The organism is Natronobacillus azotifigens (assembly GCF_026805325.1).
Lineage (GTDB): Bacteria > Bacillota > Bacilli > Bacillales > Amphibacillaceae > Natronobacillus > Natronobacillus azotifigens.
On sequence record NZ_JAPRAT010000029.1, the window covers coordinates 1 to 25,400 of the forward strand.

Genomic DNA, 25,400 nt, shown 5'->3' on the forward strand with positions numbered 1-25,400 from the left:
GTTAATCCAGTTAGTGCAGTAGAATATAATTATAATTCCAGTGGAAAAAACTTTTCAAAAGCTTGGAGTTCTACACCAATTAATACATCAACAAGAACAATGAAATATGGCTATAATACAACGTGGATTAATGAAGATTACACACATACTTACCATAAGGACAAAACACACTATGCATATGTTAAGAACACTGGCACAGCACAAGAAAAAAAGGGAAATCCCGGGAAATATGCAAAAGTGGAAGTAAGACATCGACCTGGAACAGTTTACTACTCTTATAGCTATTAACTATTTAAGAAAAATATATTATTTCCTGTTATAACAATAAAGCGGGTGTTGGTGAAATGATTTTTGATGATAGAAGGTTAGTTCATTGGAAATAACATTCACTGACACTTTTTTTAATAAAGTGAGACTTCAATCAGTGGGGGTTTTTAGGTATTCCCAGTGATTGTTAGTCCTAAAGGATGACCTAAAGGCCCTTGAACCACTCGGGGTGCTATCGTCCGTTACTCCCACGTAGACAACTTGATATTCTCGTTGTTTGAAGTGGGAGTCTTACGGACGGTTGCTACGGAATAAATGAAGCTTTTATGATCAAAATAATAAACGGAGTTTTTTGGTTCTATGATATTCCCAATATAATACACGAATGTCTTCACCCGTTATGCTTCCTAAGATTAACAATTCAACATCTTATGTTTTTTTGATATGGAGGATTATTTAAATTATGGTAAACCCAAAAAAACTAGTTTTTTTTTCTCTTATATTTTTTATCGGATTTACAATTATTGGAGATGCATATATTTATTTTTTAGATGGAAAAATAGCTGAGAGTGATTTTAAGTACACAACGGGAATTAAAGATGAAGACTTAAATCAAGAATACTTACATGACTTGAAAAAGTACGGCAAGGAGTTAGACTTACGTATATACGTGTTAAAATCAACTGTTAATTCTAAAAACGCAGCTAGCTATACTATCTATTCTACAGATGAAAACAAACCATATTTTAAGAATAGAATTTTAGTAGATAATGATGTTTCCGTATTTAAGTCATTAATTAGTGGGAAAAGAAAGGTCATATTTAAATCCTTCCATGATTTAACTACAGAAATAGGAGAAGAAAATTATTATGTTTTTGGTAAGAAAGAAAATGTAGAAATATTACGATCAAAGACAATTGATAAATACGGAATGAGCAAGCCTGAAGAAAACAACTATCCCAACGATGCCGTGTTTATGCTTATCTCTTCATGGATTTTTTTATTTATAATCATATTTTTAACTGTATTTTTTGAAGTAAATAACTCAAGAAAAGAAGTTCTAATTAAATACTTAAATGGTTCTGAAAAAAAAGATATCATTTGTTCCTTAATGATTAATAATTCAATTTCCATTGCCAGTAGTGCTCTTATCGGTATGTTATTTGCCCAAATGATAACGGAATCTTTTAAATTCACTTTGATTTCTTGTCTGGCAGTGAGTGGTATTATTATTTTTTCCAATTCACTCTACTTTAGGCTTTATAATCTAGATGTTAAAAAGACATTTGTAAAAAGCTTTTATACATTAGGAAATAAAATACTAGCCCTTATCTTATTATTTATCATAACTGTAACACTAATCATAACGTTAACCATCAATTTAAAATCTATTCATGATGCGGCATTAACCATTAACCAAGAAGATGATTGGAAAGAATTTTATGATTATGATAATATCTTCTTTTTATTTAAGGATTTATCTCCTACTACAAATTTTGATACTGATAAGCTCCATGCTAGTAATTTTTATAATGACAATCTAAATAAATACCAAATTTTTCTGTCGTTTGATTTCTCAAACAATGGTGGTGTGGCATCAAGCATGACAGATACAAATGAATCCTTTATTTACTTGAATAAATATGCTAAAAATAGCATCGAGCATTTAGCAATTGATTTAAATAAGCTAAAAGATAATCGTTATTATATTATTTCTCGTTATACTAATAAGGAATTAAAAGAAAAAAATATATTTGATCCAATCGCCTCTAACGAGATCACCAACTTGTTACAAAGTAATACCGGAAATTTTGAAACAATCTTTATTGAAGATTCTTATGAATTACTCGTTTACGATATTAATATTTCGAACTTAGCAGATAATTATAAAAAAAATCCTATTATTATTCTGGATACTCATGATAAATTTCCTAGCAATCTAATGACGAGCTATATTTTTAATTCTCTAGTTAATTTTAAAAATCATAACAATTTTGAAACTTTTATCACGGAAATAGGTTATGAAAATGAAACCTTTTACAAAAATAATATAAAGGACTTGTATTTAGAAAAACGTAATGAAAAGATTCTAATTTTATTGATTAATATTATTTTAAGTATCATGATCCTAATTCTATTTAATGTCTCTCTATCTACTATTTTTAATGCGGACTTTAATTCCAGATCTGTTGAGATAGCTCTTTTTAAAGTGCTTGGAAAAACCCTTTTTCAGCGCTATAAAGGTATTTTTAAAATTTTAATTGGTGCTCTTATTTCTGGAATAATAACTGCTTTTTCAGGAAAATTTTTCTTTTATCAATTCTCCCTTGTATATATCTTAGCTGCAAGTTTCATTGTACTCATAAACACGATTATTATTCTTTTGTTCTTTATCAATAAATATGAAAAAATTAGTATACCCCGCGTATTAAAAGGTGGTGTGTAAAATGATAGAAATTAGAAATATTACTAAAAAATTTGAAGAGCGCGTGATATTTAATAACTTTTCATGTTCGATAAAACAAGGGGAGTTTGTCGTATTCAGTGGTAGGAGTGGAAGTGGTAAAACTACACTGTTAAATATTATTGGAGGCATTGAGAAAATAGATAACGGGAAGGTATTCATTGATGATTTAGACTTAGCAAAGAATGCTAATATTATTAAGATATATAGAGAAAAGATTGGCTTCCTTTTTCAGAACTTTGCATTGGTAGAAAATAAGACGGTTGAAGAAAACATTTTAATGATTGATAAAAGATACCGAAACCAACTGACAGTCTCATCAACTTTAGAAAAAGTAGGCTTGAAAGGTTATGAGCATAATAAAATATATACTTTATCTGGGGGAGAGCAACAAAGAGTTGCAATAGCTCGTCTACTCATGAAAAGATGTAGCATTATATTAGCTGATGAACCAACAGGAAGTTTAGATACATACAATGCTAACCTCATTGTAGAGCATTTAAAAGAATTAAACAGCATTGGGAAGACGATCATTTTAGTTACACATGATGAAGAATTGAAAAAATTGGGAGATGTTATAATTGAGTTATAAGAAAAATATTTTAAAAATAAGTATTGGACTTGTATTCGGATTTTTATTATATTTAGCAATTCATCTATATGTCAATCAACAGGTGATAAACACCTATGCATCCGGGTTTGGAAAAAATCCGCTTGATGATTATGTTAAAAGTGAATCTAATTTAATTCTATCAGTCTATGATGCACCTCTTTTTCAGACCTATACAAATTTAGCAATTCACAACAGCAAAGAAAAAGTAGATTTAATTATCTGGGTTCCTCTCTATAGTAAAAGTTTGTCCTATGGTCTCGTTGTGACAGATGATAAAAATGAAATAAGCTACCAAATTGACGTGAATGAACACTTAGAAACAGAAGATGATGATTATAAAGAATTACTTAAAACGAAACAAACTGCTATTAATGAGATTAAGTCCATCGCTAAAAAAGAATGGGGATTAGAATTCTAAAAAAGGCCCTGGGTCTAGGTTCCTTATTAATGGACAGTCAAGCCACGACATTTATAGTAAATAAAATCGAATGAAAAAAACTTTAAATAGTTGTTTTAGAAGAAAGGTTAAGCCCCTTTCTTCTTGGTTAATTCTATAATTTCTTTTTAGTATCTTTTTTCGAAACGAACAGCCTTCTCACGTCATGGCACCTTTTAATCCCTTTTCTTTCGATAATTTTCGTCTGCTTTTTTATTTGGCCGTACTACAGCATACCAACCCTTAGTTCATTTTATCGACTTATATTTATTGTAAATGTAGTCCCCTCTCCTAATACACTTTTCACTTCTACAGTACCACCATGTAGCTCAACAATTTCTTTCACGATCGCTAGGCCTAATCCTGTTCCACCCAATGCTCGTGACCGTGATTTATCTACACGATATAGTCGTTCCCAAATGTATGGGAGATCTTTTTCGGGAATACCTTCTCCCTGATCGCGAACGTCTATGCTAACACCATACTTTTGTTCATGGACAACAACCTCTACACTTGTCGATTCAGATGAATACTTCCTTGCATTATCAAGTAAATTATTAATGACTTGTCGAAACCGGATGGGATCGATATTAACATAGATATCTTTCGCACAGATTAATTGCAGAGATATGTTTTTTTCCATAAATGCCGGCGTTAGTTTACTAACAATTTCTTTAAGAAAATCACATAATGGAATCTCCTCTTTAGAAATAGAAAATTGATTTTTATCCATCTTAGCAAGAAGAAATAGCTCTTTTACCATCTCGGTTAGTTGTGTCGCCTCTTCTTGGATGATTGATGCAAACTTCTCACGATCTTCGACACTAAGATTTGGTCTGTTTAAAATATCTGCGTACCCTTTTAAATAGGTGAGAGGCGTTCTTAGTTCATGGGAAACACTAGACAAAAATTCCGTTCGCTCATTTTTTAGATGTTCTAATTCTTCAGAAAGTGTATATATTTCCCTAGCAAGCTCGCCTAATTCATCATCCCGGTGAATATCTAAGGTTACAGCATTGCCTTGTCTCGTTATATTTTTCGTTGCTTCTTTCATTTTTATTAAAGGCTGTGTGATAAATTGAGATAAGAAAAAGATAGCAATAATAGATATGATAATCGCTATCCCACCGATAACGAGAAATAGCAGGGTAATATTTCTTATCATCGTACGAATTGGATTCGTGTCGGCAAACATAAAGACATATCCTTCATAAGTACCATCTATTTCAATAGGACTTATGGTAGCTAAGTACCTCTCTGTATTCCACCTTTCTTCTACCAATGTACCATGGTGGGTGAAATCCATTGACTTTCCTATATCTATAAGAATCTCCATATTTTCATTGAAATCATGGGAGGCACCAATAATATCAAACTGATCATCTGTGATAATCACTTTTGTATCTCCCTCCGCCTCCATTAAAGCCACATGTTCGATGGTATTCGGAGTGAAATTTTTTTCTAATACATCTCGATGATTCATCCCACGTCCTAATAAATTATCCGTTTCATTTTCTATTCTCTCCCTTGCTATAAATATGTAAAGAAAGAAAAACAAAAGCATTTCCAATATTAGAATTACTAGTAAAAATGAAATCCCCAACTTAAATGAGATTTTTTTCAAATGCTTACCTCCTTTCTATTCATCATTTTTGACTGAATCGAGTTTATTCATTTACCCATTTATAACCAACACCCCATACTGTCTTTAAATGGTCATCAATTGGGAAGCCTGATTTTCTTACTTTTTCCCGCATATTACGAACGTGAGAATCAATCGTTCTTCCTTCCGTATCTGCATCCATTCCCCAAATCAAATCGATCAGCTGTTCTCTTGAATAAACACGATTTGGTTTTTTGATTAAATAGCCTATGATTGAGAATTCTTTTGGAGTGAGCGGAATGGTTTGGTCCATATAAGTTAGTTCATGGGTTGATTCGTCCCATGTTAATTCGTTGATTTCCATTGTATTTTCATGCCCACTTCTACGTAAGACCGCATCAATTCTCGCAATAAGTTCTTCTTCATTAAATGGTTTTGTTATATAATCATCTGCCCCAGATTTTAAACCTCTCACCACATCTTCCTTCGCTTCTCTTGCTGTCAACATAATAATTGGCACATTAGAAAAAGCACGTATCTGTTTGCATACATGAAAACCACTAACCTCCGGCATCATGATATCAAGTAAAACAACGTCATAACGATTACTCTTAACCTTTTCTACGGCCACCGCTCCAGAAATTGTTTTCTCACATGTAAATCCGATTGGTTCAAGATATAGTTCTAGTAAATCAAGCATTCTGGTTTCATCATCTACTAGCAATATTTTTATCATGTCTACAACCCCTTTTCTTGCAAATCCATTTGTATTTCTCTTGTGCTATCGATAGTTTCCGTTACATCTTCTATCTTACAAGTAAATTGTGTAGATTGTTTATTTTATCATCCTGTGAATAGGTAACAACGTTGTGGAAGAGCAAAAATGTCTACAATTTAGAAAAAAGGATGTAACTAAAAAATCTCTTTTAGTATACATCCTCTCCTTTATTTTGTGTTGTTAATAGTACTCTGTGATACGTCTACTTTCTTTTGTAAGGATTCGTTTTGTTCTTTTAAGATCTTAATCTCTTCCTCTAATTGCTTTACTTTACAACGTTGATCTTTCTCAACACCACTCGCTTGTTTGTGATGGTTTCCTCCACCGTGTCCTTTATGACTCCCGTGCATGAATAGCATCATAAGAGGACAAATCAAAAGCACTAATAATAGGGACCATTCCAAAATAAACACCTCCAAAATTCCTTAATAAATTAATTTAGTTATATGCGATAACTTGATAGCCCGTATCAGTAATTGCTTTTATTAAATTTTTTATATCAATCTTCGAGATTTCATACATAATCTTCACTGTTTTATCAACTACACTGACGTCTGAATGCCAAACTCCCTCCAATTGTTCCAGCGATCCTTGAATGGACTTGGCACAATGACCGCATGACATACCCTCGACATAAAAAATTATCGTTTCCATTTCATCCTCCTAATTATTGAACCGACTAGTTCGGTTTAACTACCAACTTTCTCACAATGCTAGAAAACAAATCCTCTTTCTCTTCAATTTCTAGTCCAGCCAGTTTGATATTCTCCAATGTTTTACGATTGATATTTGCTCCCCACATATTGACCGTAATCGGATTAACCAGATCCATCATTTTTCCGATCACTTCATTATCACTTCTCATATGCTCCAACAGAAGAATTTTCCCACCAGGTTTACGAACCCTGGCCATTTCTTTCAATCCTCTTACAGGATCAGGTACAGAGCAATACACACATGTAGCTACCACAAAGTCAAAAGTATTGTCAGGAAAGTTCATCTGTTGCACATCCATTTCTTTCGACGTTATTTCGTATGGTAGAGTTAGAGCGTTTGCTTTTTCCCTTGCTTGTTTTAACATACCCGAACTAAAATCTATCGCCGTCAAATGAATATCGTCAGGATAAAAAGGCAAATTTGCTCCAGTACCGATGCCTACTTCTAGAACGTTACCTGATACGTTACTAAGCAGATCTTTTCTCCAACTTTCTTTTATCATTTTATCCATGGAGTCGTATATTCCCGAAATCCGATTATATCGCATCTTGATTTTTTCGGTTAATTTCTTGTCCATAACGAATATCCTCCAGAAATACATTGGTTCTGTTTTGTTTCTCCATTCATTAAACATTTTTTCATGCTTGTATATTCATATCTGATTGATTCGAAAAAGTTAGCCTTGTACACCATAATATAAGAGAAGCGATGATAGTATAAGAGCCACCACCACTAAAGCAACTTTAATAACATCACTTTTATTTATTGTCATGAAACGACCTTTCTTAACTACTTCCTCTTTTTTTCGATAGTTAATGAGAACAAGCCCAACAATTATTCCAATCAAACTCATTAGATGACTAACTGTGAATGGCCCAAAAATTATTGGATTTATTCTTGAAAATTCAACAATGGCTCTGATAATCATAAAACCGATAAAATAGTGCAGAAATACCTGACCACTATAAGCAGTTCTTTTCAATCGTAACCATAAATAACCAAACAAGATGAAGTTTAAAGTAAATTCATATGCCTGTGCGGGATGTAAATACTCCCCATTTACTTCTATTCCCAATGGAAAGTTTGAAGAAACGGGCATACCGAATACATCACACCCTATTCGACTAATTCCTTGTGCTAATATCAATGCAGGCGCAACTAAATCTAGTGATTTCCAAACGGGAATCTGACGCCGCTTTAATAATAAATACCCTGCCAAAAGACCGCCTATTATCCCCCCATGAATAGAAAGTCCTCCTTGATGAATAAATAGGATCTCGATCGGATTTGCTAAATAAAAAATAGGGTTATAAATGAAAACATAAACAAGACGTGCTCCTATTACTCCACCAACCAGGGAATAGACCGCTACATCTAGCAATACTTGATGATTCATTTCGCGTTTTTTTGCCTCTCTTATAAATAAAAAGATACCTACTGCTGCCCCAATCGCAATCATTAACCCAAACAAATGCAGGGTAAAGGGCCCAAAACTTATCAAAGGCTTCATTTATATTCTCCTCATCCATTTCTTTTTTTGATATAGTTAGCCAAATACTTTTACAAAAACATACCTCTTCTCATAAAGTGAAGCTTCATTCAATGGGGTTCTTAGGTACTCCCTGATTGTTAGCCCTAAAAGATGACCTAATAAAGGCCCTTGAAGCCCTCGGAGCGCTAACACCCGTTACTCCCACTTAAGTAGTTTTGGTATTCTTGTTGTTTTGAATTGGGAGTCTTTTGGACGATTGCTCCGAGATAACTGCATTATAGAAATAAATTATCCATTTTCTATGCAGAATTGATACAAATGTCCAACCATTTATGTTATTACAATTACTCAATCGAGAAAATAGACATCTATCATTTGGCTTTTCGAAGTTTTCGGCAGGTTGCTTCTGGATGTATTTTTATTTTCTGAGACGTAGAATAAACCCTAGAAGTTCACCCTGGTCCTTTGAAATAGTTATGATAATCCAGTCACAGACGTTCACTTTACGCGGCACTAAATATTTTAATGGGTGAGTAATTGAAGTCTCCTAAGACAAGCGCTGTGGCAGAGCCGGAGATGTTATTTTTCCTACACGAAAACAAAGACCAGACGTAGAGTACCGTCTGGTCTTTGTTTTTAATGTAATCTGAATTTTAACAAAGTGTTTGTATCATGGACTCGATTCCTAGGTTAATTGAATAGTCGTTATACAAGTGTTGTCTCCTGTGAATGTAGAAAACTCGGACTCTGCGGTTTTATCACCATTTGAAATGTTAATCTTATAGTTTTTGTCACGTGGTAACCACAGATCAATAAACCCGTTCTCCTCTGATGTTAACGTTTCATCTACTACTACATTACCTTCTTCGTCCTCAATATGAACAACAAAATCTTCTTTTATCATTTCTCCCTGACATCCCGTTAGGTTATGATCGGCACAGGGATGTGTTTGTTCTATGAATGGTGCAATAGACACAAAAAACTCGTCTTCCAGCAATTCATAAACTTTCTCGCTGTTATCACTTTCCGTCACAATTAATTGCTCTGACGTGATCGAAGCATTTTGGGCTTGTACGTTACCTACTGTGAAATCATTTACTAATTTTTTTATATCTTCTGTTGTTGCTTCATTTTGCTCGTTTGTGTTTGTATTGCTATTGTTTGTTAGTACAACTATTGCGATAAGTGCAACCACAATCACTCCCGCAATCGTCAGTAACTTCTTGTTCATATGGTTTCAGCTCCTCTAGTATCTTATTACTTCGGATACGATAATAATCTATCTTTTCTAGTATAACCATTAATTTTGCAGAATATATGAAGTTATTAATAATCATTCGTCACACTTTTTACTTCTCGTTCAAAAGGTCTACGTACGGTTAAGTTATCCATCACCAATATAACATAATCTGTAAAACTATCATATGTGAGTTTTTTTTATGATTAGAGTCATCTTAATTAACCTCTGAAGAAAACTACCTTGTTTAACCAGTTAGTATCCATGTTCATGTTTGTTTCCTATATTCATGATTTTGTGCCACGTCAAACAGACCCGAGGATTAAAAAACTTCATACCCGGATCTGTAGGTTAACTCTACTATTAGCTACTTCTATTCCCGCCATTATTTGGACTTTTCTTTGAACACTCCAAATCTTTTCATTTTGGCTGCTCTCAATATTTTTCGAATTTGATACTTCCTGAATATTGCTTATGGCGCTTGGTACTAGTTATAACCCTACCTCCACAACACCTGTCATTCCTAAATCTTCGTGCCCGGGAACGCTACATGAATAGCGATAGGAACCTGGATTCAGCGGAGTAAAGGACAATTCCGCTTTTTCTCCTGGCTTGCTGTGTAGATGAACGGTGTTGGACAATTCGATATCATCATGCAAACCACTATGTTTTTCATTCATGTCAACTTCTAATCCTACAATTTCAAAATGGTGCTCCAATTTGCCTTGATTATTTAAAGTTAATATTATTTTTTCACCAACTGATAAAGGTGTTTGGATGGGAGAGAAGGAATATTCATCAGCTGTTATCATTACATTGTTACGTGTATGTTGATGATTTTGACTATTTGATAATTGTGACGTTGTAATAATAGGACCTAATTGATCATAGCCAACAATAATCACGATATAAAAAAGTAACAACACAATTGGTTTACTAAACCATGATTTGCTCTTAATAATATCTTGTTGCATCATACAATATAAGATGATGATCGTTCCAATAAATATGAGAAACAATAAACGGATGATTGCGTCTTGATGGTCTGTTGCAACCATCTCTCCTAACATCGCTCCCATCATCCCACCCATTAAACCAGCAAATATCCCATCTAAAACGGCGATCATACCTGTTGCTATCCCGCTCAGAAAACCAATCGCTATCCCAATCATCATTGCTAAGACAGTTGAATAAAAAAGATTGCCTGATAATAAAATACCAATAATTACTCCTATCGTTAGTCCCGCTCCCATTCCGAGCACCATAGAAATCATCATGCCAGACATCGGCGTTATATTATACCGATAATAGATGGTGTTCCAAATGATGAAAACCACAACCACAATGATAATAAAAAAAGTTATAGATAATGATAACGTCATCATACACGCTCCCCTAAACTTGTCCTAATGGTGCATTATATGAACGTTACACTGAATTATTCTTCCTACGAGAACTCCTCACAACCATCAACTTTTTTAAAGATCACTTGGGATAGGATCATCACTTTGGAAATGTGACAGAAAACGTTGTGCCAACATCCAATTCACTTTCTACTATGATTTCTCCTTGATGAGCATCAACTAGCGCCTTCACAATGGACAATCCAATTCCTATCCCACCTGTCCTTCGATCCCTTGATTTATCACCACGATAAAATCGTTCAAATAGATATGGGTGATCCTGTTGATCTATTCCTATCCCTTCATCGCTTATGATAAAGCGCAGATATTCTTTATGATCTTCAATATCAACCGTCACTTTCTTTCCGCTAGGCGTATATTGGAGTGCGTTATTAACGATATTAGTTAAAATTTGAATTGTTTTATCTTGATCTGCTACAAACCAGTGATCTTCGGTCGATTTGTTGATGATTAGCTCTACACCCTTTTTTTGAAAAGCTAAGTCAAACTGCTCTTTGATAATCGAAAGAATTTCACCTGTTTCCAATTTCGTTTTATTGAGTTTTACTTGCTTTTCGCAACCAAACTCTATAATCAATTATTTTAAAAATTATTAGCATAAAAGTGCAACCGATTGAAATATATAGATAATCAGGGTTACCTTTAATAAATGTAGTATATAATATAGCAGCAGAAAGCAATACGATCGTATTATAAACAATTACTTTAGTTACTAATTTCCATAGGTTTGTTTTTACATATCGTTTTAAGATAGTTGATCCCTCTCTCTTCAATTTAAAATTTTTTTACTCAAAGTGAAAACTCAGTTTATCTGTATTTCTTATGATTCTCTTTATTGTTTGGGAACAAATTTAACATGAAACAGCCGTTACGAGGTTTCTACTCCTTCTGCTCCTGCACTCTAAATGAATTTACGTATATAATTTTTTAATTCAGCTGGGGTTTGGAAATGATTATTGATTTGCCGTACTTCACCGTTATGTAAAAATAGAATTTCATCTGCCAGTTCTTGACCAATATCCAACTGATGAGTAGAAACAATGATAGCTTTACTTTTCCTTTTCAATTCTAGGAATCCTAAGAATCATGTAAGCGAACTGAACAGCTGTTAAGTTGGGGAAAATAAATGTATAAAACAGCTTTAGCAGGTTTCTTGGTGTATGTAGCGCTTTGTCATTCCTTAACTCAATTGTTAAGACGCGATTCAGCATTTCTTTCCTCCTATTTATAGAAATACAATGATAGACTTATCAATATACCTTTTCATTAATCAGTTTTACAAAATATAACTTTAACCCTTTGAAAATATTGTATATTAAGTGAAAAACTTTTACAATGATAAATTATTCTCAGACCTGTAAACAGGTGGGCAATTCGTAAACACGAAAAGGGAGGAATTTCGGATGATAAAAATCTGTCCAGAGAAAGAAATAGAAGTTTATAGACTTTTATCCCGGAGCAACCATCCGTAAGACTCCCACTTCAAAACAACGAGAATACAAAGTTGTTTAAGTGGGAGTAACGGACGCTAGCACCCCGAATGGTTCAAGGGTCTTTAGATCATCCTTTAGGGCTAACAATCAGTGGGGAATACTTAAAAACCCCCACTGATTGAAGTTTCACTTTATTTCTTTCGTGGGAATTTGGGCAGAATTCACAACCTAATATGAAGATACTTAGCATAAACGCCAAGTATATTCCTTCGAATCTCCTAAAACACAATTCATAGAAAAGAAGCTCTTCATTAACCAATGAAAAGTTTCTTTTCTCTCTAAAGGATAAACATATTAGTCTACCCATTCCTTTACATATTATTTTGCAGTGATTCTATGATAAAATCCAACTGCTGATCCAGCGAAGTAGGATCATTAAAAAAAGCTGCACTCGGATCTAATTCAATTACTTTGTTTTGTTTCACAGCAGGGAGTTCTTTCCACAGCTTACTTCCATACACTTGTTCTGGATCAGCCTCATCTCCTGACCATGGGCAGGTAAATATAATATCACCAGCAATATCCGGCAACGTCTCTAATGAGAAATCCGCCCAACCTTCACCACTATCAATAGCCATTTCTTGTACGGTATCTGGTGCTTTCAAACCAAATTCCCCATAAATAATTTCGCCACCTCTTCCGTAGCTATGACCAAAAGCATAAATTCCTTTTGAAAACGGGGATAGGATAGATACAGTCTGATCACCGACCATTTCCTTTATTTTTGGTTTCCACTCCGCAATTTTACTTTCCCATTGTTCGATCCATTCTTCTGCTGACCTTTCTCTACCTGTAATTTCACCAAACTCCCTTAATTGTTCTTTATAGGATTTTTCACCATAGTTAATAGCTATGGTTGGGGCGATTTTTTCCAGATTTTCGACCGCTTTTGGATCATTAAATGTTATAATCAGATCCGGATTTAAATCAATCATTTTTTCCATCGATGGATTGTTGCTATCACCTAAGCTTTCTACTCCATCCAACTTACCTTCAAAGTATCTATTATTCATAGAAAAATCACTAATTCCTAATGGTTGAATCCCTAATGTTAAAAAATAACCTACATAACTATCTGCAATCACTATAATTCGTTCTGGATTACTAGGAATCTCGACAGTTCCGTTTGTCGCTTCATATGTCTTTGTTTTTTTCTCTTCTTTTTCTTCAGATTTGCCTAGGTCATTATCTGCACTTCTTTTAGATTCTGCATTTTGTCCACACGCACTAAGCAACCCGATAAGTAACGTTCCGCACAATAAAAATACTAGTAATAGTTTCTTGTTTTTCATGATAGTTTCTCACCTTTTTCATTTTTTGTTTAGTTTGTTGTTAATGCTTCAACAACGTCATCTATTTTTCTTGATTCTGCAATTGGGCCATTTAACATCCAATGTCTTGGGGAAACAACATACACCCGTTCTTGTTGTACAGCTGGAATACCTTGCCAAACCGGAAGTTTTTTAGCTTCTTCTAAAGCTAAACTTGCTTGCTCATTATCTTCTATAGTTGCTAAAGAGGATCCTACGGTTACAAAGAGATAATCAGCTGTCAGTTCAGGCATTTTTTCTAAGGAAACCACAGATCCCCATGCACCTTCCTCTTCATTCTCCTGTAATTCCGATACTAATGCACCAGTTGTAAAACCTAACTCGTCATACAAAACGCTTGTATAAGAATAGCCTGGAAAGAATACTTGTACATCTTTATTGGTTGGTCGTATGAATGCAACGGTTTGATCCTCTCCTATACTATCTGTAACTTTCTTCTTCGCTTTTTCTAATTTCTCATCAAGCGTTTGAATTACTTGATCTGCTTTCTCTCCCTTACCAAATACACTTCCAATAGCCTTGATTGATTCTCTCCAGTCCTCTCTGTCATATGTTATGGTCGGTGCTATTTGCGTTAATCGTTCATATACATTCTCTCTTCCAGCTGGTGATTCACTGGCGACAATGATATCAGGCTCTTGATCAAGTATCGCTTCAAAGTTATATTCTGCGCCTACTGTACCAATAATGTGAATATCTTCTTCTTTTAATAAATCATACAAGTACTGCCCTTCCACACCTGTAGCGGCAAGCATCGGAATTTCAAGTGACAACATCATATCTTCCAAGCCAATCACTACGACACGTTCTGGATTTACTGGAACTTCTGTTTTACCTAGTGCATGCTCTACTACTTTTGATTCTTTTTGATTATCGGGATCTTGTGCATATGTACCTCCCTCTTCGCTCTGACAACCGATTAATGTGGCAGATAATAACGCAAGTATGATAAAGATAGTTCTTTTCATGTCAACCTTCCTTTCTAAACGATAAAGTGAAACTTCAATCAGTGGAGATTTTTAGTTATTCCCCCAACTGATTGTTAGCCCTAAAGGCCCTTGGACCATTCGGGGTGTTAGCGTCCGTTACGGTTGCTCTGGGATAAAATATTCGTTCACGATGTAAATAAATCCTTAATTAGTTCCCGATTTCGTTCTTTAAAAATTTCATTATGTGAAGAAACCATGCCTTTATCCTTTGCCTCAGGTTCTAAATATTGTTTTGCTTTATTAACAGCATTTGCAGCATCCTGGAACGCCCCTGCAATAAGTCTCAACTTACCTTCATGTTGCAGGATATCTCCCGCCGCATAAAGACCTGCAACAGATGTTTCACTCATGGGGCTACCAGCTATTCTAAACTCATCTGCCATCTCCACTTGTACACCACTGTTATCAATCAGTTCTTTATCGCGTTCAAATCCATGATTAATAATTACTTCGTCCACTGATATTTCTAATTCGTGATCCTGGGTCTTTAATTTCACTTTTTCGATTCTCTCTTGATTACTTGATGCCAATAATTTTTGAATAGAAGTATTGAGCAAGCATTCTACAGAACTATTTAATAGTTTTGAAACTTGTGCTTCATGTCCTTTTAACATATCTTTGCGATACGTTAAAATTACTTTCTTGGCAATCGGCTCTAGTTCATTTGCCCAATCAATTGCTGTGTTTCCTCCACCGGAAATTAAAACCGTTTTCCCTTTAAATTTTTTGAGAGATTTCACTGTATATTGCAGGTTAGTAATTTCAAAACGCTCTGCACCTTCTATTTCTAACTTGGTTGGTTTTAATATCCCTCCGCCGACTGCTAAAATTACTGTTTTTGAATAATGTGTTTGACCAGAATCAGTTTTTAATAAGAAGATTCCATCTTCTCTCTTGGAGATAAATGTAACTTTATTTCCCAAAAAAATAGTAGGGTAAAAAGTTAGCGCTTGTTCTTCCATTTGCTTTATCAGTTGCTCACCTGAAACAGGTGTAAGTCCTCCAACATCCCAGATTATTTTTTCAGGATAAACATTTACTTTCCCACCTAGGAAGTGCTGGTATTCAATTATCTTTGTCTTCATTCCTCTCAACCCACTATAGAAGGCTGAAAAAAGGCCAGCTGGCCCTCCACCTACAATAGTTAGATCATACAATTCCTCTCTGTTCATTCCAACTTCATCTCCTTTTCGTTCTTTTCTTCTTCGATTTAAGCTTTTGACTTTACAAGTAAATACAGAAAATAAGGGGCACCGATGATAGCTACTACAATTCCAGCTGGAATCTCTGATGGTTGTAATATTACTCTTCCTATCGTATCTGCAACTAAAAGTAATAATCCACCCATCATTGCAGAGGCTAGTATGACAAATTGATGTCTAGCACCAACTAATTGACGTGCCATATGGGGTGCTACTAAACCAACAAAGCCAATTCCCCCACTGACTGATACACCGGCACCAGCGAGGGCAACTGCTGCACCTAACAATAAGATTCGTTCTTTCTCCACAGCTAATCCCAAGCCTGTTGCTCGGACATCTCCCAAATTCAGTGTATTGATAACACGAGCTTTCGCGATAACAAAAGGAATCAAAATAAGTATCCAGGGAAGTAATGACAGTACAAATTTCCAATTGGATCCCCAAATGCTCCCAGCTAGCCATACCGCAACAAATTGATAAGTCTCTGAATCTAATTTCAATGTTAAAACTATCATTGCAGCACTAATTCCAGCCGCTATCGCAATACCTGTTAACAATAGCCGAACGGGGGAAATTCCTTCTCCTTTTTTATAAGACAACAAGTAAATCAAAACAGCTGTTATACCCGATCCCAAGAAAGCAATAAATGGTAGAAGAAATACCGGAGTCTCTGTTGTAGAGGGGAAAAAGGATATAAATAAAACAACACCTAAACCAGCTCCAGCATTAATACCTAATATTCCAGGATCCGCTAGAGCATTACGTGAAATACCTTGTAAGATACATCCTGATACAGCAAGAGCCATCCCTACTAAAATAGACAACACAATTCGTGGTAATCTAAATTCAAATAAAATAAGGCTTTGTCTCTCTGTCCCCATACCAAAAAACGTCTCAAATAATTCCTTCGGGGATAAACGGATATAGCCTGTATTCATACTAATAATAAGCATAGATATAATAAGGAGAATAACCACAAAGATAATTGATATATTCTTTTTATTTCTTCTCTGTTGGTACTCAGATACATATTTGTTTGGTATCATATTCCCTCTCCTCCTTTTCTAGCTAAGTAAAGAAAGAAAGGAACACCGAGCAAAGCTATTAAAGCGCCAATTGGTGTTTCTAACGGAGGATTGGCCATCCTGGCAGCAAAATCGGCAAGTACGACGAGTAGTCCTCCTAATATTGCAGAGCAAGGAATAATCCAGCGATAATCATGTCCAACCAAAAATCGAGTAATGTGTGGAATAATTAACCCTACAAATCCGACTGCACCTACTACAGAGACTGCAATTCCAGCTAAAACTAAAACGATAATTGCTAAAAAGAATTTAATTTTTTTTGTCCGTTGTCCAAGTCCTATCGCTATTTCTTCACCAAGACTAATAATGGTGATTGATTTGGAGAAAAACATCGCTCCAACAAATGCAACGACTACCCATGGAGCAACAATTTCAAGGTTCTCCCACTTTGTCCCCGACACACCACCTGCATACCAAAACGCTAAGTCTTGACTAATTCGATAATAAATTGCGATCCCTTCACTTAAAGCGATCAATAATGCACTGACTGCAGCACCTGCTAAAACAAGGCGTACAGGCTTCAATCCACCTCTTGACAACGATCCAATTCCAAATACAAGACCTGCACCAAGCGCTGCTCCTAGAAAGGAAAAGAAAATGATGTACATATACGGCATGCCTGGAAAAAAGGCAAAACAAATGGCTAACATGAATGCAGACCCAGCATTTAAACCTAACAAACCTGAATCAGCCAATGGGTTTCTTGTCATACCTTGCATAATCGAACCAGATACCGCAAAACAAGCACCGACCAGTGCAGCCCCTAATACTCGTGGCAGTCGAATTTCCTTGATGATCTGATGGGAAGTTAACTCATCGTTATATTGCACAATAGCTGACCATACTGTCCCTATATCGATATCTGCAGCCCCAAATGAGACAGAAAGACCTATCGCAGCTACTAATCCTATTAAGCCACCAATAATTATTATGCTTGCGATAATGGGACGCGATCGATAAACGATATCTTCTGTAGCTATTTGTGTTCTTTTTTCTAATATTGACATTCTACTTTCATCCTTCATTTGCATTTTCCAATAGGTCTTGCGTACACCCACTTAGCTGATACGAATGAAGAATAGGATTTGTACTAAATGGACAGATTGTTAGATTAGCATCAATATCAAAAACCTTTTGAATCGTGGAAGAGGTCATGACTTTGGAGGGAGGCCCTTCTGCTACTATGCTTCCTTCTTTCATCGCAATCATATTATGAGAAAATCTAGAGGCAAGGTTTAAATCATGCAACACCATAATAATAGTCCTTTCCTCTTCTTTATTTAATTTTTCAAGCAATAACAAAATATCTAATTGATGAGCTAAATCTAAATATGTGGTCGGTTCATCCAATATAAGTATGTCTGTATCTTGTGCTAAAGCCATAGCAATCCATACGCGTTGCCTTTGCCCACCAGATAAAGCCACGACTGGTCGATCTTTTAGTTCACTTAGTCCCGTTACCTGAATCGCCCAATCTATTTGCTTCAAGTCTTCCAATTTCAATGTCCCAAGACCACGTTGATGTGGAAATCTCCCATAAGACACTAATTCAAATATCGTTAATCCAGGAGGAACTTCAGAGGATTGTGGTAAAATAGCCATTCTTTTTGCGACCTTTTTCGTTGAAAGCTGCTGTATAGCTTTACCATCTAAAAAAACTGCACCTCTATCTGTCTTTAAGATTCTGGCGATAGTCTTTAATAAAGTGGACTTACCACAGCCGTTTGGTCCAATTATTGTCGTTATCTTATGATCAGGGATTGAGATATTCAATCTATCAATAATTGGTAATCCAGAATAACTAACTACTATATCTTTAACAAATAGGTTTGACATAAAATCACCTCCCTAGTTAATTATGATAATGATAATCATTATCATTTAAACTAATCTTATATTGGTAGTTTCTAGATGTCAATAACTTCATTACAATTTCATTAAAAAATCATAATCTTCCCAAAATAATGTAAACGTTATCGAAAATGGGGAAATCATTATTTTCTCTCCATATTTGAATAATGAACCCATAAATAGAGAACAGGAAGAGATGTTCGATGCGCCATGGAGAAAATGATAACAGGGAAACTTTTAATATGATGAACTTTTAACGACAGGGAGATCTTTTCATCTAAAACAAGCGAGAAAATCCCGTTGTCACCGTCAAGTTCTTTTGAAAACTTTTTGCTCATTAATTCTGAACACTTTTTGCTAAAAAGGTTCTGCCTATCTTTTTTTGATAAGCAGAACCTTTTTCATTCATTATGATGTGGAGTCTTAGAGACCGTTGCTAGGGTATTAAAGTGGGCGTCATTATTTTTTACGTAAGTCCAATCTTCATTATCCCAATAGAAAGGTCTGATTTGTGATTTTGTTTTCCTTCATCGAAAGCATCATAGGCATGATTAACGAGGAATGACGATCCTCCTGACATAAATACTGCACAATTTCAGAACCTATCCAGCGTTCATCACTAGCATCAATCAGTGTGCCGCCTCCTTCCATCACGGAGACTCCATCTTTATCCACTAGACCGGTGATGTCCGTACCCGACAAACCACTTCGTTATACGATGAAAAGCGCTTCGATCGTATTATATCCTGGCTGTACTAGTCGACTAGAGTCAATGGGGGAATACCTAAAAACCACCACTAATTGAAGTTGCACTTTATTATTCTTTATAATTCCTCACCATTTGTTGCAATTACTTGCTTATACCAATAAAAGCTTTTCTTTTTGCTTCTTTTTAAAGAGCCATTTCCGTTATTATCTTAATCAACATAAAAAGACCTTTTATTATGTAAACATAAACCCCAAAGTTAACATTCACATAATAGGCAACTCGGATCATGATAAAAGAATTCGGACTAATTATATACTTAAGTCGGCTTTTCAGTGTGTTAAAGGATCAAGAAGTCGTTTATAGAAATAATTATACGGGTAAAACCATGGAGGTATGATTGTGGATCAGTAAAGTTGTCCCTCTGGTCGCTAAGCCGAACTTGAGCGCTTCAGAACGAAGTGCGTGATTTCAAGGAGGAAAATGAAACCCCAAAAAAGGAAATGTAATTCTTTGCGAAAGCCTCGTAAAAAAATAAAATGGGTGGACTAGAAAATCTATTCTTACAATTTTCTTAAAGTGATCCTATTTACTAATTGTCTTTTCAAAATATGTTCTTATTATATCGCCTTTTTTAGCCTCACTAAATAACTCTTCAGCAAATCTAAAATGAAAATCCGCTTCAGTTTTACTTGCATACAATTTTATAAGTTCTATTGAATGTAGAAGCTCGACATAGTGAGCATTTTTCCCTTGTATTAAACAATGATAGCATTTATCAATAAAATTCAAACGTAACTGTTCAAAGATCAAGTCTTTTCCGAGGGAAAATTCTTTGAAACTTTGCAGACAGTCTTTATAGAGATCTAGTTTTCTGCTTTCAATTAATTTATATAAAGTATTCAGTGATATTAAAATTACATATTTTTCATTGTGTTGAGCTATGTGATTTGTTTTATACAAACGAATAATTTTCTTCATTCTTTTTGCACTGTTTTGTTCTGGAAACAAAGTAATAGCTCCAGCATAATATACTAGTTCAAATTTATACCAATAATCAAGATTTTCAACAAATTCTTCAATCAAAGACAATTTTCTTTTGGATAATTCTCTATTTGATATTTTATTGATATATCCATCGCATAAAAGTGAAAATAATCTAAATCTTCTCCTTTCCTGTCTCTTGTTATGATAGTATCTTTGTAATTCTACTAATCTTTTAGTCTGATTAGCTTCATACGCACTAGTTATCTCATCTATTTCTTCCATATAATTATTGGTTTCCATTTCACAATAAGAATAGTACTCATCTAGTGACATATCCATCCTATCTAACCAACATTTTAATGTTAAAACTCCTACATTTGTGTTTTCACGTTCAGCTTTTGAAAGATTTGATAAAGTATTCTTTTCGCCCTTTTTAGAATAATGATTAGCCAGTTGCTCTTGAGAAAAATTCTTTCGCTTTCTTACTTCACGCAATTTCTTCCCATAGTTCATGTTCACACCACCTTAGTAGACTAGGTTTATTTACTACATTAATACCTATACAAAAAGCAAATGTTATACCAATTATAACATTTGCTTTTTGTGAAAATTGTCTATTATTGTCATTCAAAACATGTTTTTGTAGTAACCCAACCATCATCAGTAATTTCCAATTCATCTTTGTGTTTATTGAGATACATTGAATCTATATCAGATACATGTACTAATTCTTCATAACAGTCGCCACTATGGTGTTGATAAATATCTATAGAAGGGTGTTTTTCTGACTTAGGTTCTTCTAGATAATAGCTATTCACATTCAAATTTTCTATCTCCTCAATACTTAACGAAAAATCAATTTCTATTAATCCGTCACTACTTCCACGATTTTTAGAATGTACGAACAAAAACTTTTCAATGTTTTCTAGTGTTTGTTCCCCATTTGCATAAGCTGAATTATCAAATTCATTTATTATTTCACCATTTCTTAACTCAACAAAATAAGGAGTATACTCGATATTATATTGTGAAAGATAGTTTTCTTCTGATTGTGACAAAGAATTTAGTTCTACATAGTAGACTTCTTGTTCTTGAGACTTTAAGACTTCTTCTATCCTTGCATTCAAAAGCATACAACTAGAACAGTTGTCTCTGCCAAAATAAACTAATAAATCTGCGTTTTGTTGAACTAATTCACTTGGTAGAATTTCATGAAACACATTATTTGTATTGCTTGGCAAGAAGCGAGAACTAAACTAGCAACCAATAGTGGAAATAATTTATATTTTTTCATTTTCACCACCTGTTTTAGTTATTCATAGAGGCTGCTAACAGCATATAGTTCCTACTAGCTTGTGTTATTCGGTGTGCAACATTATATTGACCCGCTACACTTCCAGCACTATGAATCCCACCTATTGTAATGTCTCCGAAATTATTATAATAGACAGCTGAACCAGATTGTCCCGAAAAAGTATCTATCTGATACCTAAATGTCCAATCTTGTATTCCTGTTATAGGACCAGAATGGTACCATTGAAAGTAATTTCCTAACTCTGTAGCTTTATCACCCGGATAACCACTTATCGTGAAGTGATTATTAAGAAGTACATCACTCGTTAAATCAGATACCATCATTGACCCTGCGGCAGAAAAATCCAGATTAACATTTACCACTGCAAAATCAAAGGCACTAGTTCGATCAACTCTATATTCTTGCGGAGCATAAATATTTGTTGCATAAGCAATTCCAAACGGTGCAGAACTTCCATTTCTTGCTGGTATAATTTCTACCCTTTGCAGATTCCCTCTTCTCTCACTTTCTCCCTGAGATGGTATGACACAATGTGCAGAAGTTGCAACTGAATTAGCATCAATTAATGTCCCTGAACAAACGGTTCTAATAAAATCCTTTTCCCAATGCATAATCAACTGTACGACTGAAGAATATGGATAAATTGTTGTGTCAGAAACTCTTAATCTATTATCTGGTCCAATAACTACTTGAGGAGAAAATTCTTGTTGTAATTGTTGTAATAGGTTGGGTGAATAAATTTCACCTTTTAATAGTTCTTGCCTAGATTGTTTTGTAGTTATTCGATTCACAGATGGTGGTCCACTATCAATCTCAATCTCATCTAATTTTTCTGCTTCTCCCAAAGAAATTAGTGGTTCGATCTCTAGTATTGCGTCTGCAGAAACTTCCATTACATTTACAGCAATAAACAAGCTACATAGAGTAAATAATACGATTAATTTTTTCAATTAACTCATCCTCCTGTTTAACTATTTAGAATAATATATCATATTATTCTAAATAAATGTAAAAAATAGAAAATAGTAGAGGACTTTGTCATATATATACTATTTTTTATTCGATTCCTTCTTCATCTCTTTGTTCAATTGTTTATCACTTGACACGGACTTCCTACACGTATAAATGTTTTGAAAAAGCGCTTGAAATACTAACATTTCTCAAGGTATCATGCACTTATTACAGACTGCTAGCATGAATTTTACAAACTTTTGGTGATTCTATATTAAGTTGTCATATGATAAGTCATATTTGAATTAATATATACAAAGGTAATGCGATCAAAAATGAGAAAATCTTTATTTTGTCTGCCCCTTTGATAGCCTAAATTATGACTCTTTTAACCTTTCAAGAGTCTTTCCGTTTCGAAAAAATATAATTTATTGTTGTGCAATATATCATCTACTACGCATAGAATTATTTTTTTCACAATTTGTTCCGTTTTGCGGGGTGTTTTTTCTAAGATAAATCAAAGGCAGCACCTTCCCTGAAACATTAAATAGCCCAGACCTATTATTCAGGTCTGGGCCCATACTATGATTAGATTATTTCTTGCTTTTGTACGAGACAACTCTTAGTGTATCGGCACCCAAGCCTATACACGTTATCAAGCAAACAAATCGCTTTCTTTTGATCTTGATTTAATACAAAAGATTGGTATAAAAATTAGGCGATGGAAACTTTGTCTATTAGCCTTAACTGCAAGTATCCACGTACTTATAAAGTGAAACTTCAATCAGTGGGGGGTTTTTAGGTATTCCCCCACTGATTGTTAGCCCTAAAGGATGACCTATAAAGGCGCTTGAACCACTCGGGGTGCTAGCGTCCGTTACTCCCACTTAAACAACTTATATTCTCGTTGTTTTGAAGTGGGAGTCTTACGGACGGTTGCTCCGGGATAAACGTTTACTGTTCTTATGTTTTTATTCAGTTAGATTTATGCAGGAAACACATACTCCCAAAAAAGAGTCCTACTAACACTAAACCTAAACCAATAAAAAAACCAAACGTCCCAGACTGGTCAATGTAGTAAAAAACAAAGCCAGCTAAGACCAAAAGAATGGAAAAACCCATGATTTCTGTTTTTGATTCCTCTTCATTGTAAAGGTAAAATAAGAAAAAACTAACAATCAAAGATAGAAAAATTAAGATCCCTATATACATTTGATTACCTAAACCTCCCTTATCATTTTATATCGGTCTGTAAAACCTATTGACCATTAGTTGTCACGCACTTCGAAACAAGGAGAGTGACAAGACGAATCAGCTGCGAGCATCACGTTTGTGTGTACCACAAACACTATATAATTAAAATTCTAACATAAAATTCTAACATATTTAATAAAATGTACCAAAATATTAAAATATTTGATATTATAAAATCTTAATATACTATAACTAATTTATTGGTAGATTCAGAATGTTCGTTAGCACTCTCGTATTTTACCAATTTAGAACATGGAGGAACATAATCACATGAATAAGTTAAACTCAAAAGTAAGCATTGCCATCTTAATTTTAATGGTTGGAACATACATAGTACCAGGAGCTATATTATATAGTAACCAATTTATTTTCCAAGGAATTTTGGTTTCGGGAATATCGATAGCGATCACGGCCCTTCCCCTTTTACCTTTTTTATGGAGACTAACAAAAAAGGGTAACCTAAACTTCCAGAAAAAGTCCCCTATTGTTCTTGCGACTTTCATTTTTTTCCTCAATTATCTATTAATAACTGCACCAACCTTTGGATGGTTTGCTCCTTTGAGATGGAATTTTGAGGCGAAAATAGTGTCATCCATCATTTCCCTAGTGTTTATAGCATTATCGTCTAAATTGTCTTGGAAAGATATTGGATTCACTGTACCTAAGCAAGGGACATGGTCACGCGTTCTAATCGTTTTAAGTGGTAGTACACTTTTTTATGCACTTATTTATGAGGCTAGCACACCAAGCTTAGAAACATTAATATTCCAAGGAACGATGCCAGGAATAGAAGAGGAAATTGTTTATAGAGGTATACTATGGGTACTTATAGCGCAGGCGTTACCCCAGAGTACCCGACGCCTATGGGGAGCAGATGTCAGTTGGAGTCTTATCATTACCACAATTCTATTCGGCTTAATTCATGGTGTAATTGTTGACCAACACTTTAACATTTCCATTGATTATTGGGCAATAATAACCACTGGTATTTCAGGTTTTTTCTTCGGGTGGATCAGAGCATATTCTGGTAGTATACTCCCGGCAATCGTGCTACACAATGGCATGAACTTATTAATTTACACTATTCCCTGGTTACGTTCGTTTTTGTTATAACAATGCGGTTTTTCTTTACTTGCAGAGTGGCTTTAAAGTTAAGATAAAAAAAACTATAAGTGATGCTCACCACTGCTTCTATGTCCAAACCT

General features: G+C 34.6%; 25 protein-coding genes and 1 pseudogene. 5 read left to right on the forward strand and 21 right to left on the reverse strand.

From position 1 onward, the window contains the following. From OWO01_RS13150 to OWO01_RS13165, 4 genes are all read left to right on the forward strand, one after another. The coding region (locus OWO01_RS13150; RefSeq protein WP_268780923.1) for a mediterrocin family bacteriocin at positions 1–288 on the forward strand (288 nt) is incomplete at its 5' end. 442 nt (positions 289–730) lie between these two features. Continuing rightward, positions 731–2,713 (forward strand): hypothetical protein, encoded by a 1,983-nt coding sequence (locus tag OWO01_RS13155; protein WP_268780924.1) that lies wholly within the window; start codon positions 731–733, stop codon positions 2,711–2,713. Position 2,714: 1 nt separating this feature from the next. Then, on the forward strand, positions 2,715–3,323 hold the full coding sequence (locus OWO01_RS13160; protein ID WP_268780925.1) for an ABC transporter ATP-binding protein: 609 nt from the start codon (positions 2,715–2,717) through the stop codon (positions 3,321–3,323). Continuing rightward, positions 3,313–3,762: a hypothetical protein gene (locus OWO01_RS13165; protein WP_268780926.1), complete on the forward strand. Its 450-nt coding sequence runs from the start codon at positions 3,313–3,315 to the stop codon at positions 3,760–3,762. Before OWO01_RS13160 ends, OWO01_RS13165 begins: the two co-directional genes overlap by 11 nt. A gap of 271 nt (positions 3,763–4,033) precedes the next feature. Here OWO01_RS13165 and OWO01_RS13170 read toward each other — a convergent pair whose 3' ends face one another. From OWO01_RS13170 to OWO01_RS13270, 21 genes and pseudogenes are all read right to left on the reverse strand, one after another. Further along, positions 4,034–5,404 (reverse strand): HAMP domain-containing sensor histidine kinase, encoded by a 1,371-nt coding sequence (locus OWO01_RS13170; protein ID WP_268780927.1) that lies wholly within the window; start codon positions 5,402–5,404, stop codon positions 4,034–4,036. A 43-nt stretch (positions 5,405–5,447) separates the two neighbouring features. Continuing rightward, the gene (locus OWO01_RS13175; protein WP_268780928.1) at positions 5,448–6,119 is read right to left on the reverse strand and encodes a response regulator transcription factor; all 672 of its coding nucleotides are present in this window, start codon (positions 6,117–6,119) and stop codon (positions 5,448–5,450) included. A 209-nt stretch (positions 6,120–6,328) separates the two neighbouring features. After that, entirely contained in the window at positions 6,329–6,565 is a 237-nt protein-coding gene (locus OWO01_RS13180) for a DUF2933 domain-containing protein (RefSeq protein WP_268780929.1), read from the reverse strand. A 34-nt stretch (positions 6,566–6,599) separates the two neighbouring features. Continuing rightward, positions 6,600–6,815, reverse strand: coding sequence for a heavy-metal-associated domain-containing protein (locus OWO01_RS13185; protein WP_268780930.1), 216 nt, complete (start codon positions 6,813–6,815; stop codon positions 6,600–6,602). 25 nt (positions 6,816–6,840) lie between these two features. Further along, positions 6,841–7,455 (reverse strand): class I SAM-dependent methyltransferase, encoded by a 615-nt coding sequence (locus tag OWO01_RS13190; RefSeq protein WP_268780931.1) that lies wholly within the window; start codon positions 7,453–7,455, stop codon positions 6,841–6,843. Positions 7,456–7,554: 99 nt separating this feature from the next. After that, complete coding sequence (lgt, locus tag OWO01_RS13195) at positions 7,555–8,388, reverse strand: prolipoprotein diacylglyceryl transferase (protein ID WP_268780932.1); 834 nt, start codon at positions 8,386–8,388, stop codon at positions 7,555–7,557. 667 nt (positions 8,389–9,055) lie between these two features. After that, on the reverse strand, positions 9,056–9,601 hold the full coding sequence (locus OWO01_RS13200) for a CueP family metal-binding protein (protein WP_268780933.1): 546 nt from the start codon (positions 9,599–9,601) through the stop codon (positions 9,056–9,058). 497 nt (positions 9,602–10,098) lie between these two features. Further along, positions 10,099–10,989, reverse strand: coding sequence for a cupredoxin domain-containing protein (locus tag OWO01_RS13205; RefSeq protein WP_268780934.1), 891 nt, complete (start codon positions 10,987–10,989; stop codon positions 10,099–10,101). A gap of 121 nt (positions 10,990–11,110) precedes the next feature. After that, positions 11,111–11,608, reverse strand: coding sequence for a sensor histidine kinase (locus OWO01_RS13210; RefSeq protein ID WP_268780935.1), 498 nt, complete (start codon positions 11,606–11,608; stop codon positions 11,111–11,113). Positions 11,609–11,932: 324 nt separating this feature from the next. Continuing rightward, the gene (locus OWO01_RS13215; RefSeq protein ID WP_268780936.1) at positions 11,933–12,097 is read right to left on the reverse strand and encodes a hypothetical protein; all 165 of its coding nucleotides are present in this window, start codon (positions 12,095–12,097) and stop codon (positions 11,933–11,935) included. 738 nt (positions 12,098–12,835) lie between these two features. Continuing rightward, positions 12,836–13,816 carry an ABC transporter substrate-binding protein gene (locus tag OWO01_RS13220; protein WP_268780937.1) on the reverse strand — a complete coding sequence of 327 codons (981 nt, stop codon included), beginning with the start codon at positions 13,814–13,816 and terminating at the stop codon, positions 12,836–12,838. Positions 13,817–13,845: 29 nt separating this feature from the next. After that, on the reverse strand, positions 13,846–14,823 hold the full coding sequence (locus tag OWO01_RS13225) for an ABC transporter substrate-binding protein (RefSeq protein ID WP_268780938.1): 978 nt from the start codon (positions 14,821–14,823) through the stop codon (positions 13,846–13,848). Between the two features lie 146 nt (positions 14,824–14,969). Then, positions 14,970–16,016, reverse strand: a complete 1,047-nt coding sequence (locus OWO01_RS13230) for an NAD(P)/FAD-dependent oxidoreductase (protein ID WP_268780939.1) — start codon at positions 16,014–16,016, stop codon at positions 14,970–14,972. A gap of 38 nt (positions 16,017–16,054) precedes the next feature. After that, a complete protein-coding gene (locus OWO01_RS13235; protein ID WP_272506134.1) occupies positions 16,055–17,092 on the reverse strand; it encodes a FecCD family ABC transporter permease in 1,038 nt (345 codons plus the stop codon). Then, positions 17,089–18,138, reverse strand: a complete 1,050-nt coding sequence (locus tag OWO01_RS13240; protein ID WP_268780940.1) for a FecCD family ABC transporter permease — start codon at positions 18,136–18,138, stop codon at positions 17,089–17,091. The genes OWO01_RS13235 and OWO01_RS13240 overlap by 4 nt, the downstream gene beginning before the upstream one ends. A gap of 7 nt (positions 18,139–18,145) precedes the next feature. After that, entirely contained in the window at positions 18,146–18,967 is an 822-nt protein-coding gene (locus OWO01_RS13245) for an ABC transporter ATP-binding protein (protein ID WP_268780941.1), read from the reverse strand. A 501-nt stretch (positions 18,968–19,468) separates the two neighbouring features. Continuing rightward, the gene (locus OWO01_RS13250; protein ID WP_268780942.1) at positions 19,469–19,633 is read right to left on the reverse strand and encodes a hypothetical protein; all 165 of its coding nucleotides are present in this window, start codon (positions 19,631–19,633) and stop codon (positions 19,469–19,471) included. 173 nt (positions 19,634–19,806) lie between these two features. Then, a pseudogene (locus OWO01_RS13255) lies at positions 19,807–19,899 on the reverse strand (family 1 glycosylhydrolase); the annotation flags it as partial. A gap of 374 nt (positions 19,900–20,273) precedes the next feature. After that, a complete protein-coding gene (locus tag OWO01_RS13260) occupies positions 20,274–21,188 on the reverse strand; it encodes a helix-turn-helix domain-containing protein (RefSeq protein WP_268780943.1) in 915 nt (304 codons plus the stop codon). 110 nt (positions 21,189–21,298) lie between these two features. Beyond that, the gene (locus tag OWO01_RS13265) at positions 21,299–21,895 is read right to left on the reverse strand and encodes a thioredoxin family protein (RefSeq protein ID WP_268780944.1); all 597 of its coding nucleotides are present in this window, start codon (positions 21,893–21,895) and stop codon (positions 21,299–21,301) included. Between the two features lie 88 nt (positions 21,896–21,983). Then, positions 21,984–22,940 carry a trypsin-like serine peptidase gene (locus OWO01_RS13270; protein WP_268780945.1) on the reverse strand — a complete coding sequence of 319 codons (957 nt, stop codon included), beginning with the start codon at positions 22,938–22,940 and terminating at the stop codon, positions 21,984–21,986. Between the two features lie 1,840 nt (positions 22,941–24,780). Between OWO01_RS13270 and OWO01_RS13275 the strand changes: the two genes are divergently transcribed. Continuing rightward, positions 24,781–25,308 carry a CPBP family intramembrane glutamic endopeptidase gene (locus tag OWO01_RS13275; RefSeq protein ID WP_268780946.1) on the forward strand — a complete coding sequence of 176 codons (528 nt, stop codon included), beginning with the start codon at positions 24,781–24,783 and terminating at the stop codon, positions 25,306–25,308. Positions 25,309–25,400: the final 92 nt, after the last annotated feature.